This window comes from Sphingobium aromaticiconvertens, from assembly GCF_037154075.1.
Taxonomy (GTDB): Bacteria; Pseudomonadota; Alphaproteobacteria; order Sphingomonadales; family Sphingomonadaceae; genus Sphingobium; species Sphingobium aromaticiconvertens.
Genome location: NZ_JBANRJ010000001.1, coordinates 3459840 through 3473750, shown reverse-complemented (window position 1 = coordinate 3473750; position 13911 = coordinate 3459840). Strand labels below are relative to the sequence as shown.

At 63.6% G+C, this 13911-nt stretch carries 16 protein-coding genes; 7 read left to right on the top strand and 9 right to left on the bottom strand.

Features of this window, described 5'->3' with window-relative positions:
- The first annotated feature begins 99 nt into the window (after positions 1-99).
- Both WFR25_RS16535 and WFR25_RS16530 read left to right on the top strand, forming a co-directional pair.
- The gene (locus WFR25_RS16535) at positions 100-1347 is read left to right on the top strand and encodes a threonine ammonia-lyase (RefSeq protein ID WP_336972364.1); all 1248 of its coding nucleotides are present in this window, start codon (positions 100-102) and stop codon (positions 1345-1347) included.
- 121 nt (positions 1348-1468) lie between these two features.
- A complete protein-coding gene (locus WFR25_RS16530; protein WP_336972362.1) occupies positions 1469-2293 on the top strand; it encodes an arginyltransferase in 825 nt (274 codons plus the stop codon).
- Between the two features lie 17 nt (positions 2294-2310).
- Here the strand turns inward: WFR25_RS16530 and WFR25_RS16525 are convergent, their stop codons facing one another.
- The 5 genes from WFR25_RS16525 to WFR25_RS16505 form a co-directional block, all read right to left on the bottom strand.
- Positions 2311-2688, bottom strand: coding sequence for a VOC family protein (locus WFR25_RS16525; protein ID WP_336972361.1), 378 nt, complete (start codon positions 2686-2688; stop codon positions 2311-2313).
- An 85-nt stretch (positions 2689-2773) separates the two neighbouring features.
- Positions 2774-3823, bottom strand: a complete 1050-nt coding sequence (locus WFR25_RS16520) for an RcnB family protein (protein WP_336972360.1) — start codon at positions 3821-3823, stop codon at positions 2774-2776.
- Between the two features lie 179 nt (positions 3824-4002).
- A complete protein-coding gene (locus WFR25_RS16515; RefSeq protein WP_336972359.1) occupies positions 4003-4503 on the bottom strand; it encodes a GAF domain-containing protein in 501 nt (166 codons plus the stop codon).
- A gap of 68 nt (positions 4504-4571) precedes the next feature.
- Entirely contained in the window at positions 4572-4994 is a 423-nt protein-coding gene (gene arfB, locus WFR25_RS16510) for an alternative ribosome rescue aminoacyl-tRNA hydrolase ArfB (RefSeq protein ID WP_336972357.1), read from the bottom strand.
- A 6-nt stretch (positions 4995-5000) separates the two neighbouring features.
- Entirely contained in the window at positions 5001-5678 is a 678-nt protein-coding gene (locus WFR25_RS16505; RefSeq protein WP_336972355.1) for an RluA family pseudouridine synthase, read from the bottom strand.
- Positions 5679-5748: 70 nt separating this feature from the next.
- On the opposite strand from WFR25_RS16505, the gene WFR25_RS16500 reads away from it, so the two are divergent.
- Positions 5749-6705, top strand: coding sequence for an acyltransferase family protein (locus WFR25_RS16500; RefSeq protein ID WP_336972353.1), 957 nt, complete (start codon positions 5749-5751; stop codon positions 6703-6705).
- Between the two features lie 132 nt (positions 6706-6837).
- Here the strand turns inward: WFR25_RS16500 and wrbA are convergent, their stop codons facing one another.
- Both wrbA and WFR25_RS16490 read right to left on the bottom strand, forming a co-directional pair.
- Complete coding sequence (wrbA, locus tag WFR25_RS16495; protein WP_336972351.1) at positions 6838-7440, bottom strand: NAD(P)H:quinone oxidoreductase; 603 nt, start codon at positions 7438-7440, stop codon at positions 6838-6840.
- 109 nt (positions 7441-7549) lie between these two features.
- Positions 7550-8269, bottom strand: a complete 720-nt coding sequence (locus tag WFR25_RS16490) for a pirin family protein (RefSeq protein ID WP_336972349.1) — start codon at positions 8267-8269, stop codon at positions 7550-7552.
- Positions 8270-8384: 115 nt separating this feature from the next.
- Between WFR25_RS16490 and WFR25_RS16485 the strand changes: the two genes are divergently transcribed.
- Both WFR25_RS16485 and ctrA read left to right on the top strand, forming a co-directional pair.
- Entirely contained in the window at positions 8385-9278 is an 894-nt protein-coding gene (locus WFR25_RS16485; protein WP_336972347.1) for a LysR family transcriptional regulator, read from the top strand.
- Between the two features lie 255 nt (positions 9279-9533).
- Positions 9534-10241: a response regulator transcription factor CtrA gene (ctrA, locus tag WFR25_RS16480; RefSeq protein ID WP_336974920.1), complete on the top strand. Its 708-nt coding sequence runs from the start codon at positions 9534-9536 to the stop codon at positions 10239-10241.
- A gap of 132 nt (positions 10242-10373) precedes the next feature.
- Here the strand turns inward: ctrA and WFR25_RS16475 are convergent, their stop codons facing one another.
- Positions 10374-11027, bottom strand: coding sequence for a hypothetical protein (locus WFR25_RS16475; RefSeq protein ID WP_336972345.1), 654 nt, complete (start codon positions 11025-11027; stop codon positions 10374-10376).
- Positions 11028-11124: 97 nt separating this feature from the next.
- On the bottom strand, positions 11125-12381 hold the full coding sequence (locus WFR25_RS16470; protein ID WP_336972344.1) for a S8 family serine peptidase: 1257 nt from the start codon (positions 12379-12381) through the stop codon (positions 11125-11127).
- A 134-nt stretch (positions 12382-12515) separates the two neighbouring features.
- On the opposite strand from WFR25_RS16470, the gene WFR25_RS16465 reads away from it, so the two are divergent.
- Entirely contained in the window at positions 12516-13004 is a 489-nt protein-coding gene (locus WFR25_RS16465; protein ID WP_336972342.1) for a sigma-70 family RNA polymerase sigma factor, read from the top strand.
- On the top strand, positions 13001-13705 hold the full coding sequence (locus WFR25_RS16460; protein ID WP_336972340.1) for an anti-sigma factor family protein: 705 nt from the start codon (positions 13001-13003) through the stop codon (positions 13703-13705). Before WFR25_RS16465 ends, WFR25_RS16460 begins: the two co-directional genes overlap by 4 nt.
- Positions 13706-13911 lie beyond the last annotated feature (206 nt).

Genomic DNA, 13911 nt, shown 5'->3' with positions numbered 1-13911 from the left:
GCTTGTCCTGCATCGAAATTTCGTTGAAGCCACGGCGATACAGCCAGTTCCGGTCAAGTGCCAGTTTCTTCCCGAGCCTTTTTACGTTAGGGGCGACCCATGAACACGCTAGCCAAGATCGAGGGCGCGCTGCCGCTGCCCATATCCGTCGACGACATCCTTGCGGCGCGGGTGCGTATTGCCGGATCGATCGTGCATACGCCGACGCTGATCAGCCAGACTTTTTCGAACATGCTGGGTTGCAAGGTGTTCCTGAAGTTCGAGAATTTGCAATTCACGGCAGCTTACAAGGAGCGCGGGGCGCTCAACCGCTTGCTGCAACTGGACGAGGCGGCGCGGGCCAAGGGCGTGATCGCCGCATCGGCCGGCAATCATGCACAGGGGCTGGCCTATCATGGCAAGCGGCTGGGCGTGCCCGTCACCATCGTGATGCCCACCACCACCCCGACCGTTAAGGTGATGCAGACCGAAGGTCATGACGCAACGGTCGTCCAATATGGCGAAAAGTTCGATGACGCCTATGCCCATGCACGCGTGCTGGAGGTGGAGCGGGGCCTGACCTTCATCCATCCCTTCGATGAGCCGGACATCATGGCGGGGCAGGGTACTGTCGCGCTCGAAATGCTGGAGGATGCGCCCGAGATCGACACGCTGGTCATCCCGATCGGTGGCGGCGGGCTTTTCTCTGGCATGGCAACGTCCGCGCGGGCGATGAAGCCCGACATCCGCCTGATCGGTGTGCAGGCGGAACTCTATCCGTCGATGTACGATCTCATCAAGGGCGAAAATCTGCCGTGCGACGGCGACACGCTGGCCGAGGGCATTGCCGTCAAGGAACCGGGCGCGTTGACCCGGCGCTTTGTCGATCGGATGGCCGACGACATATTGCTGGTCACGGAGCGGCGGCTGGAGGAGGCGGTCAGCCTGCTGCTCCAGATCGAGAAGACGGTGGTTGAGGGCGCTGGCGCCGCTGGCCTTGCCGCGTTGCTGACCTATCGCGAGCAGTTTGAGGGGCGGACGGTCGGCCTGGTCCTGACCGGCGGCAATATCGACACACGGCTGCTGGCCAATGTGCTGCTGCGCGATCTGGCACGGTCGGGACGGCTGGCGCGCCTTCGCATCCGTTTGCAGGATCGTCCGGGATCGCTATTCCAGGTGGCCCGGCTGTTCGACGAGCAGCAGGTCAATATCATTGAAGTCTATCATCAGCGCGTCTTCACCTCCTTGCCTGCCAAGGGACTGGTGGCGGAGATCGAGTGCGAGACGCGCGATCGCGCCCATCTGGATCGGCTGCTGCATGCTTTGGTCGAGGCTGGCTATGAGTCGTCGCTGATCGAATCGGCCTGATGCGGGGTACCGGCACGGCTTGTCCGGCTTTCATGGTAAATGGGCTTTTCATGGACCCGTTGGGGCTGCATATTCAGCTCATGAATCGCGATGACCGACAGCATGGGACAGGAGGAAGAGGATGAGTGCACCCTTCCGCTTTCCGCGCTTCTTCGTCACCAACCCCAGCCCATGCCCCTATCTGCCGGGCAGGAGCGAGCGGAAGGTTTTCACGGAGTTGAGCGGCGACAATGCGTCGGAACTGAACGACGCGCTGGGCCGCATCGGTTTTCGCCGGAGCCAGAATGTCGCCTATCGACCGAGTTGCGCGGACTGTTCAGCCTGCGTTTCGGTTCGCGTGGTTGCGGGCGAGTTCAAGCCCAACGCGACCCAGCGCAAGCTCATCCGCCGCAATAGCGACCTGATCGTCACCGCCTGCAAACCCTGGTCGACCGAGGAGCAGTTCGCGCTGCTTCAGCGCTATCTCCAGTCGCGTCATCCCGGTGGCGGCATGACCGAGATGGACGAGATGGATTTCGCCGACATGGTCGAGCAGACCCCGGTCGAAAGCCAGGTCATCGAATATCGTGAGCCGGGTATCGACGGGCGTGTGGGCAAGCTGGTAGGCGCATGTCTGACCGATCGGCAGAGCGATGGATTGTCGATGATCTACAGTTTTTTTGACAGCGATCATCCAACTCGTCCGGGCCTGGGCAATTTCATCATCATGGACCATATCCTGCGCGCGGAAGCGGCGGGGCTACCCTATGTCTATCTGGGCTATTGGGTCGATGGGTCGGCGCGAATGCAGTATAAGATCCGTTATCGCCCGCTGGAAAAGCTGGGCCGCAGCGGCTGGGTCCGGTTCGATCCCGATGAGCAGGCCGAGGCTATTCGCGATGTCGCCACCGTCCTGCGGGACGAGCCGCCATTGCCGATCGAACTGAGCGGGATGTTCCGAAAATAGACCTCCCCGGTCGGGCTTTATTCGGCCGCGAACGTCACAGCCTCTATCTTGTTGCCATCCGGGTCCAGTGCGAAGGCGCCATAATAATGCGCATCATATTGCGCCCGGATGCCCGGCTCTCCGGCATCCGTCCCGCCATGGGCGAGGGCCAGGCGATGAAATTCTCTGACCATCGACCGATCGAGCGCCTGGAAACAGATATGGACGCCATTGCCTGCGCTTGCAGGGCGACCATCGACCGGGGTTTCGACGCTGAACTGGATTTCAGCGATCCCATAGTCGCAGGATGCCGCATGGTTGCTGAGTGAGCGAAAGCCCAGCAGCGCCATGAGCGGATCGTAGAAGGCGCGCGCCCGCGCGATGTCATTGGTGCCTATCGAGACGTGATGGATCATGGCTGTGCTCCTGTCTGACTGACGGCAGGAACGCGCAAAAGTGTGGCAAGTTGCCGGGGCGTGGATACGCCCCGGCAACAGCCGCTTATTTGCAGTTGCAGCGGCGAACCTTGCGCCGGATGGCCGGGCGCGCGGCGCGTACCGTTTCGGTCACATAGCTTGTGGTGGTGGTGGTCTGCATTACGGGCTGCACCGTGACAGTGGTGAGGGTTGGCGCGGGATAATACCAGCCATTGGCGACATAGCCCCCTGCGGCAAGCGCCGGTACGCCCTGATTCGACCAATGCGACCGGCCTTCATAGGCAGGCGCATCATAGGTCACGCCGTGGGCCGTGCCGCGATATTCGCCTTCATATTCACCGGTGTAGGTCGTACCGTCTGCACCGTGCCAGGTGCCGGCCCAGCGGCCCTGATAATCGCCGCCATAGGTCACGCCATCATCGGCATAGGCATAATCGCGGCCCGCGCCATAGCTGTAGCCGTCGCGGCGTGGCGGAGGCGCGCGCCGATCACCATCTTCGGCCTTGTCGATGACCGCGCCAGCGACGGCACCTGCGCCTGCACCGATCAGGGTGCCCGCCGTGCGGTTGCCGCGTCCGGCGATACGGTTACCGGCAACACCGCCGACGACTGCGCCGATCGCCGCGCCGCCGACACCGTTGTCCCGCCGATCGCGCCGGCTGTCGCGATAGTCCCCATCGTCTGCATAGCCGCCATCATAGCGATCCCAGTCGACATTGCTGCGCGTGTCGTACACCCGGCCATAGCGGTCGGTCATCACCGCATCATCATAATAGCGCGACCAGCCATAACCCGCGGCAGGCGTCGGGAAGCCATAGGCCGAATAGTTGGGGATATAATAGCGTGGCTGCACCCAATAGCGCGGCAGCACATAGCCATAGACAGGGCGACGATAGGCGTTCCAGCCGCCCGGCGCGCGCCAGCCCGCATACCAGCGACCATTTTGACGCGGTCCCCATCGGTTGGCATTCGTCGCGCCGGGGTGAGGGCCGGGCCGTCCGGCGCTTGCCCGTTGTCCGCCCGCGCCGGCCGTCTCGGCCGAGGCCGCCGCCGATGCGCTGAGTCCAGCGATCAGGATGGTTGCACCGATCAGCAATGATGTCCGGGTCCGCATGGTTAACACTCCCTGTTCGTGTCGCGTCGGGCCGTGTGGCTAGCGGCGATGATCGAAGCGATATTTAACGGGATTTTTAGCATGGGGTTGCGCGGCTTTCCACGCATCTGCGCGCCACGTTTCGTCCCGAAACGGGTCAGAAAGGGGTGCGATTGCCGGTGCTTGCGCGGCCGATATGGTTAACGCGCGGCGGCTATCCGCGATGCGATGCGCGCGCAAAGCGTCTCAAGACCCCGCGCGTCAAGCGAGTCGAAACGCGCCGGGATCGGGCTGTCGAGGTCAAGGACGCCAACCAGTTCGTCCTCATGCACGATCGGCACGACGATCTCCGACGCGGAGGCCGCGTCGCAGGCGATATGGCCGGGGAAAGCGTGGACATCCGCGACCAGTTGGGTTTCGCGTGTCGCCGCAGCGGTGCCGCAAACGCCGCGCCCCAGGGGGATGCGGATGCAGGCCGCCTTGCCCTGAAACGGTCCCAGCACCAGTTCGCCATCGACCATGCGGTAAAACCCCGCCCAATTGAGATCCGGCAGGAATTGCCAGATCAGCGCCGCGATATTGGCCATGTTGGCCACGGCATCCGGTTCCCCTGCCGTGATTGCATCAGCGGCGGAAAGCAGGTCTGCGTGGAGCACGTCCTTATCGAGCGCGGCGGTGTCGGTCGGGGCAAAGTCAAACATAGGGCGAGATATAGGAGGCGCGTGCATCTTTGCCTAGCTGCCGCTCGTCGCCGACCAGCCCTACCCGTTCACTCCCGCACCTTCCCGCGCCCGGCCTTGACTGCTGCGCGCTTTACCTTGCCATCGACACGCCGTTTTTGCGACGCCTTGGTCGGCTTGGTCGGGCGACGCTTTTTGGGGACGATCGTAGCTTCCCGAATGAGCGCGAAGAGGCGATCGCGCACCTCCTGACGATTGAGCAATTGCGATCGCGAGCCTTCGCTGCGCAGAAGCAGGACGCCATCGCGCGTCATGCGCGAACCGGCCAGATCCGCGAGCCGATATTTTACCGCCTCGGGCAGATTGGGTGAGGCGGCCACATCGAAGCGCAACAGAACGGCGCTGTCGGTCGTGTTTACATGCTGGCCGCCCGCCCCGGTCGAACGGGTGAAGGACTCGGTGATTTCGTCGCTATCGATCGAGATGGAGCGGGTGATGGGTATGGCGACCATGGACGCTCAGAGTCCAGCACTATCCAGCATGTCCTGGGTAAAGCCTGCCCGCCCGAAGGTCGCGGGCAGCGGCGCGGTGGCCTCTGCCGGGGGCTTGGACCCGCGCGGGATCGACAGGAAGCGGCTGTGCAGGAGCATGTCCGCGCCGCTCTGACCATAGACCGGATCGCCGACGATGGCGAAGCCCAGCCCATGCAGGGCATGAACGCGGATCTGGTGGGTGCGGCCGGTTTGCGGGGTGAAGGCGATGAGGGCGCGGCCTTCATGCTCGGCGACCTTAACCCAGTCGGTGGAGGCGGGCTTGCCCCGATCGTCGGGGACCATCCGCCAGCCCTCTTCTGCACTGCTGATTTTCTTGAGCGGCATGGCGATTGTGCCGCTGTCGCCTTCGGGTACGCCCTCGATCACCGCGACATAGCGTTTGGCGACGGTCCCCGTCTCGAATGCTGCGGCGAAGCGCTTGTGCGCCTTGGGATTGCGGGCGAGCAGCAGGCAGCCGCTGGTGTCGCGGTCAAGGCGATGGACCGCCAGCGGCCAGCGCTGGAAACCGAAGGTCAGCGAGGCGAGGTGGTTCTCCAGACTCATCGTCCCATCGCGCGGCGCGTCAACCGGCAGGCCCGCAGGCTTGTCGAGAATGATGGCTTCCCCATCCAGAAAAAGAACAAGGTCGGAGAGCAGAGCCAAAAGGGAATCCAGTCGAAAGAGGGAGGCGCGCGATTGACGCGGCGCGTGGCTGCTATAGGGCCTGACGTCCATGGGCGGAAGGGGCAGCATCAACTGGCAGGCGACGCGGCTGGATTGGGTCGATGTCGCGCGCGGGATCGGCATCCTGGCCGTGGTCGCCGGGCATGTGTGGACGCGCGGTCCTCTGCGCGATGCGGCCTACAGCTTTCACATGCCGCTATTCTTCCTGCTGTCGGGGATGCTGTGCCGCCCCCAGCCAGTGGGGCGCTTCACGATGCGGCAGCTTGTCGGCCAGATGCAGCCCTATATCCTGTTTCTGGGGATGTTGGTGTTGATCGATCAGATCATCGAGCCGATGCGGGGGCATCGCCCGATTTTTCACGACTGGCCTGCTGATTTCGCCGTGCTGGCTTATGGCGGGTCGGCGCTGCGGGGGCCGTACACGACCTTCTGGTTCGTGCCGTGCCTGATGGTTGGGCGCATAATTCACAACATGGTGGCGGCGCGGTGGCCCGATCCACGGGCGTTGCCGCAGGTCGCAATTGGCTTGCTGTCGCTGGCGCTCGCCTATGCGGTGGGGGCGTGGACCAGCGAAGGGCCGTTTGGGCTGATCGCGGTGCCGATGGCGCTTTTCCTGCTCTGGGTGGGCGCGGTCTGGCGCGGTGTTCAGTGGCGCGGGTGGATGATTGTGCCGCTGGGACTGTTGGCATGGGCGGGGCTGAGCGGGATGGTCCCGGCGCTCAACATGAAAGCGGCCTATTATGGCTGGTCAATCCTGTCGATCGCCGCAGCCATCGCGACATCGCTGCTGATCTTTCGCCTGTCCGTCGCCATCGCGCCGCACGCCTCAGTGCTGGGCGCGCTGGGCCGGGCATCGCTGGTCATCATGTATCTGCATGTGGCCGTCATCCACTATCTCTCGCCCTTTCTGGGCAAGCCGATGCTGATGCTACTGGGCCTTGCGGGGCCATTTGCGGCTTATCATGCAATCCGAAAATCGAAGCTGGCCGCGAGATTGCTGCTGTAGCACGGCCAGAAAACGGGGTCGGCGCAGACAGATGGTGCGCCGACCCCGCCGCCTTGCAGAGCCGAAGGTGCGACCCGTTGGCTCGGCAGGCTACCATGTCATGACGACATGGCCCTGAATTATCCGTAGGCCTTATTCTCCGTGCACCTTAATTGCGACTTCGGCGACGCGGCGGCCCTGATAGCGCGCGCCATCCAGTTCGTGCCCGGCCGGTTGACGGCTGCCATCGCTATCGGCCAGCGTGGTCGCGCCATAGGGCGCGCCGCCGCGCACTTCATCAACGCCCATCTGACCCGCGTGACCATAGTCGAGGCCGACGATGGTCATGCCGAAATGCAGCAGGTTGGTGATGATCGAGAAGAGCGTGGTTTCCTGGCCGCCATGCTGGCTGGCGGTCGATGTGAAGGCGCCGCCAATCTTGCCGTTCAGGGCGCCGCGCGCCCACAGGCCACCCGCCTGATCGAGAAAGGCCGCCATCTGGCTGGACATGCGGCCAAAGCGCGTGCCGGTGCCGATGATGATCGCGTCATAGTCGGCCAGGTCGTTGACGGTGGCGATGGGGGCTTCCTGATCCAGCTTGAAATGCGCGTTCTTGGCGACCTCCAGCGGGGCGGTTTCGGGCACGCGCTTGACGTCAACGGTTGCGCCTGCCGAGCGGGCGCCTTCGGCGATGGCGTGGGCCATCGTTTCGATATGTCCGTAGGACGAGTAATAGAGAACCAGAACCTTGGCCATGTGATGTCTCCTTGAAGATGAAGGGTAAGAAATGGGGGCCGCCCGCGCTGGGGAGGGGGGAGAGGCGCGGGCGGCAAGGCGCGGACGGTGAAGTCCTGGGAGGTGCGCCTTATTCGCTGTCGACCAGGACGATTTCGCTGTCCTCGATCGCGGTTATGGTGATGGGCTGACCGCCCAATATGGCGGCGCCATCGCGGGCTTCGAACGTCTGGCCATCAATCTCTACCCGACCTGTGGCGGGCACCAGATAGAGGTGGCGACCTTCATCGCTGTCATAGGTGATGCTGGTCCCGGCCCTTATCGTGCCGCCCAGCAAGCGGGCGTCGGCGCGGATACGCAGCGCTTCCCGATCCTCATCATAGCCGCTGGCCAGTACGGCCAGCGTGTCCGAGCGGTCATCCTTTGGAAAGGGGCGGGTGCCCCAGCTTGGGTTGCCGCCACGCGCACGAGGATGTATCCATATCTGGAAGAGGGTGGTTGTCTCATCCTCCAGATTATACTCTGCGTGGCGAATGCCGGTGCCCGCGCTCATCACCTGCACATCGCCTGCTTGCGTGCGGCCCTTGTTACCCAGGCTGTCCTGATGCGTGATCGCCCCGGTGCGGACATAGGTGATGATCTCCATGTCGGCATGGGGGTGCGGCGGGAAGCCGGAACGCGGCCCGATCTCGTCATCATTCCACACCCGGATCGCGCCCCAGCCCATGCGGGCGGGATCATGATAGTCCGCGAAGGAGAAATGGTGGCGGGCGTTGAGCCAGCCATGATCGGCATGGCCGAGCGATGCGAAGGGGCGGCGGTCGATGCGGTTTTGAACGATCGTCGTCATCTTGCTGTCCTTTCTTGTCCTGTGATGTGCCGGACGAACCGGCTTGCTTTCCACTAATCTAGCGATCAGGATCGTTTCTTGAACAAGCAGCATCGAAACGGATTGTTTCCATACCATGCGACTTCCTGATTTTGAGGCCTGGGCGATGTTCGCCGCCGTGGTCGAGCACCGCAGCTTCACCGACGCCGCCAAGGCGCTGAGCGTGTCCAAGGCCACCGTGTCGAAGGCTGTGACACGGCTGGAACAGCATCTGGACACCAGCCTGTTCAGCCGCACCAGCCGACGGCTGACCCTGACCGAGAGCGGGAAGAGGCTGGCCGACAATGCCGCGCGGATCATGGCTGAGGGGCAAGCGGCCGAAGAAGCGGCGCGGGACGAAACCGATGAACTGGTGGGGACGGTCCGATTGGGAGCGCCGATGACCTTTGGGCTGATCCGCGTTGCGCCGTTGATCGCGCAGTTTGTCAAGCTGCACCCCGGCGTGGATGTCGACCTGCATCTGTCCGACGCCCGGATCGACATCATCGAACTGGGGCTGGATGCGACATTGCGGATTGCCGACATGCCCGACAGTTCATTGCGGGCGAGGAAGCTGGCGGACGTGCAGATACATATCGTCGCTTCGCCCGGCTATCTGGCCGAGCGGGGGCGCCCGACCCACCCATCGGACCTGGGGAACCATGATTGCCTATGTTACGCCAATGCGGCGACGCCCGACACCTGGCGCTTTGCGGGGCCGGGGCAACAGACGGTGGCGGTGCAGGTTCGCCCACGGATCACCGTCAACAGTGGCGAGGCGATGCTGCCTGCGCTGACGAGCGGTGTTGGCATCGCCATGCTGCCGGACTTCATCGTCGGCGAGGCGATGGCGCGCGGCGAGCTGGAGGAGATACTGGTCGACTGGCGCCCCCCTGCGATGGGGTTGCATCTGGTGACGCCGCCCTCGCGGTTACGGCCGGCAAGGGTCGAAGCGCTGCTGGACTTTCTGACGACACGACACGGGTGCTGAGGCGATTTTGAGCGTCGAAGGCCATGCATTCGCTGAGCCTTGCAAAGCTGTCGTTTCGGGAACGAACGAATATTGACTCGCCAGCGATCATTTCGGCTTCAACCCTTTGTAAACAGATTCGTTTTTGCGCGACTCGCGGAATCCTGCGGGTTAGCGAAAAATTAACCTTTTGCGTTCAGAAGTTTTTTGGTTAATGAATTGATGCGGATGCCGTTCTGGTGGGGTGAACGGACCTGCGACGCAAAGGGGCTTCACATGCGCGTGCTGCTGATTGAGGACGAACCGACCACCGCCAAGGCGATCGAGCTTATGCTCACGACCGAAGGCTTCAACGTCTATACGACGGATCTGGGCGAGGAAGGCCTCGATCTGGGTAAGTTGTATGATTACGACATCATCTGCCTCGACCTGAATCTGCCGGACATGCACGGCTATGACGTGCTGAAAAAGCTGCGCGCCGCCAAGGTGCAGACGCCGGTCCTGATCCTGTCGGGCGTGTCGGAGATGGACAGCAAGGTCCGCTCCTTCGGCTTTGGTGCGGACGATTATGTGACCAAGCCGTTCCATCGCGACGAACTGGTTGCCCGCATCCATGCGGTTGTCCGTCGGTCCAAGGGCCATAGCCAGTCGGTCATCCGCACCGGGAAGCTGGCGGTCAATCTGGACGCCAAGACGGTGGAAGTGGATAGCAATCGCGTTCACCTGACCGGCAAGGAATATGCGATGCTGGAGCTGTTGTCGCTCCGCAAGGGCACGACGCTGACCAAGGAAATGTTCCTGAACCACCTTTATGGCGGGATGGACGAGCCGGAACTGAAAATCATCGACGTCTTCATCTGCAAGCTGCGCAAGAAACTGGCGCTGGCGTGCAGCGGCGACAATTATATCGAGACGGTCTGGGGTCGTGGCTATGTGCTGCGTGATCCGGACGAAATTGTCGAACTTGAAACACAGGTCGCCTGACCGGCAATTTGTATGAGACCCAAGGCGTGAAAAGGCCGGCGATCCCATCGGATCGCCGGCCTTTTCGGTCAGGCGGTAGCGTGATGCGTCAGGGGTGGAACATGCCCTTGAAGCAGCGCACGCCAGCGGGGGTCAATCGTCCGCCTGACCTGAGCTGGGCGTATCACCGCTTGTGCCGGTGGTACGATCCGCGCCGACTTGTCCACCCCCATTGACCTGTCCACCAGCCCCGACCGAGGCCGCTCCATCTGTGGCGCTGGAGGCTGCACCAGCGACAGACCCGGCAGCATTGCCCGCCCGGTTGCGGGCCGCACCAGCGATATTGCCTGCGCGGTCACGGGTGTTGGCGGCTGCGGTGCCGACCCGATCACGGGCATTGCCGACTGCGCTGGATGCGTCGTCGCGGACGCCGCTCACGGTATTGCGGGCGTCGTCGGTGCCCAGCGTATCGACCGCGACATTGCCGCTGCCGCTGCCGCTAGCGGACCCCGAAGCGCGGGCGGTTCTGCTGCGTTCGCCACGCGTGGCCGAGCCACCCAGCGCCCCGTCAAGCGCGCCCGATCCTGATCCACCGGCGCTGGCACGGCCGCTGCGTGTATCGACGCTGCGGTCGAGGCCGCCCATGCCAGACCCGCCCAGCGTGCCGCCGAGCGAACCGGTCGCGCCGCCCAGCGAACCACCGAGCGAACCACCAAGGCCTCCACTGCCGCCAAGAAGCTGGGCCTGAGCAGGAAGGGTCGCGGCGCCCATCAGGCAGGCCGCGGCGAGCAGAAACTGTGCTTTCATCGATCGTCTCCTTTATGTTTCGATCCGATGAAAGGAGAACGGTGGGGTGATCGGCTTTAATCCATCGATCGCGAAAAATACTCTACTGCAATGATATTCAACGTCTATTTCTGCAATTTCCGCAGATGAGACCATTGCCGAATCGCGCGTCCCGGCCCTTGTCGCCCAGATCCTGCGCCTCGCGCTCCAATGCCGACAGGCTGCCTGCACGCGCAAGACGTCCCGCCACCAGCGGCGCGGCGAAGGATGTGCCGCGCACCGGGCCACGGCCACCATCGGCGCGCGCGGCATCCATGTCCGCGCCCGGTGCTGCAAAATCAAGATGCGCGGCCTTACCCGCTTCAGGAAGGGGTCGATTGCGGCCATCCACCCCGGTCACGGCGACCACGCCGGGATAGGAGGCGGGGAAAGCGGGCGGCGCGGCAGGGCCGTCATTGCCGACGGCGGCGACCACGGTGACGCCCCGATCACGCGCCAGCCGAATGGCACCGGCGAGCAGCGGATTGTCGGGGCCGACAAGGCTGACCGTCACAACGGGAGTGCGCCGCGCGGCCATCCAGCCCAGTGCGCGGGCAATGGCGAAAGCGCCGCCGCCCGCCGGATCATTGCCATAGACATCGGCGACCAGCAACGGTGCGCCGGGGGCTGCGCCCTTGATTATCCCTGTGCCGCTGATCAGCGAGGCGACGGTAGTGCCGTGGGCGCTGGCGCGGGGTGCGCCACGCGCAAAGCCCCGCTGCTCTACTGGAGCGGTGAGGGTGGGATGCGCCGCCACGCCGCCATCGATGAGGCCGATGGCCTGGCCGCCCGCACCCGTGCTGGTCGCGAGTGTGCCTCCAGTTTGCGCTGACGTCGCACCGCTGGGAAAATATAGATTATCTGCGCTGGCTTGTGCCGACGGGGCGAGGGCGCGAATTTCGCGGAGCGCCGCGATCAGGCTCTTGCCCTTTGGCGCTGTCAATCCGGTTACGAGCAGGTCGAGGCCGTCGATGCGTGACTGCTCGATCGTATAGCCTGCCTCACGCAGCGCATCGAGCGCAGCGGCATCCGCTCCGGTCAGCAGGATGGCGCCGCGCCGGGCTGGCTGGCGGCGATCGTCCAATTCAATCACGTCGCCATGCCGTTGCAGCAGGTCGGCGATGCGGGCTGAGCGCGCAGCCAGCAGCCGGTCGGCAAGCCGGGAGGGAGACAGGCGATCGAGGTTGGTACGGTCGAGCGTGCGATCGACCCTATCCAGTAGATCCGGCACGACCTGTGTTGCGCCGCCAAGCGGTGTGCCGGGCAGCAATTGCGCTGCGACGGACAGCGGGAAGGCAAGGCCGATAACCATTATGAGGCCTTTCATCATACCCATTGTTTCATCCCGTCCCTGTCCTTACGAAAGCGAAATCACCCTGAGACAATGATGCTGGCGATGTTTATTTCCAGCGCCTGGGATGAAACGTGTGGGGATAGCCGTTTAATCCCTGACTATCTTATGGAGAAGCAATGTCGTTCGAAGGCGATCTGCTTGAACTGGTGCCGCGACTGCGGCGGTTCGCCGCCAGCCTGTCGCGCGATATCGCCGATGGCGACGACCTGTGTCAGGCGACGTTGGAGCGCGCGTTGCGATCTCGCGCACAGTGGCAGCCGGGAACGCGACTCGATAGCTGGATGTACCGGATCATGCGAAACCTGTGGATTGATGAGGGCCGGGCGCGGCAGCGATCAGCGCGGACCTTTGCGCCCGAGGCCGCTGGGGAGGCTATTGGCTATGCCGGGGACCGGCAGATAGAGGATGCGATGACCCTGTCCAATGTCGATCGCGCGATGCAGGCGCTGCCCGACGAGCAGCGCGAGGCCATTGCACTCGTTCTGGTCGAGGGACTGTCCTACAAAGATGCCGCAGAGGTGCTGGGCGTGCCGATGGGGACGCTGACATCGCGGCTGGTGCGCGGGCGCGGGGCGCTGATCGCAATGATGGGGGAAGCGGCATGAACAGGATCAGCGAGGAAATGCTGGTCGCCTGGTGCGATGGCGAACTGGATGAGGTCAATCGACGGCGGGTCGACCTGGCCGTGGCGGACGATCCGGAACTGGCGGCGCGTGTGGCGGTGCATCAGCAACTGCGCGAGACGCTGGCGGGCCATTTCGCGCCGATCATGGAAGAGGATGTGCCCGGTCGCTTCGCGGCGATGCTGACCGAGGGGGTGGTACCGATCGCAGAGGCCAAAAGCGATCAGGCACGGCCAGCACGCTGGGCTGGCTGGGCCATCAGTAGCGGGATCGCCGCCAGCCTTTTGGTGGGTCTGGCGATCGGACGTCTTTCTGGCGGCGAAGACGATGGCGTGGCTTTGCGGAGCGGACATATGGTGGCGCAGGGCGTGATTGCCTCGGCGCTGGATACCCAACTGGCTTCCGCGCAAAAAGGGCGGGCAGTGCAGATCGGCCTGAGTTTCCGGCGCAAGGATGGCCACTGGTGCCGTAGCTTCGACAGCGCGGCGATGGCGGGCGTAGCATGCCGGAGGGGCAAATATTGGCGGCTGGAGCAGTTGGTGCCCGGTAGTATCGGGGCGAGTGATTATCGACAGGCTGCATCCGCCGATCCGCGTATCATGGCGACGATCGAGGCGATGGTTGAGGGCGCACCCGCCAATGCTGCACAGGAGGCACAGGCGGAGGCCGCAGACTGGCACTAGCATTTTCCAAACAGGTGGAATCACCTGCTTGGAAAACGCGCTAAATCAAAAGACTAGAGCAGCCGAGCCGAGGCAATCGGATCGGACCATGCTCTAGAAGCTTAAGGCAAGGCGGGCGGCCGCCGCTGGTGCCATGGGACGATATTGATTGCAGAGCGAGCGGCCGTTGCTTTGGAGCGTGATGGGGAGCGGCATCGGTCATTCCC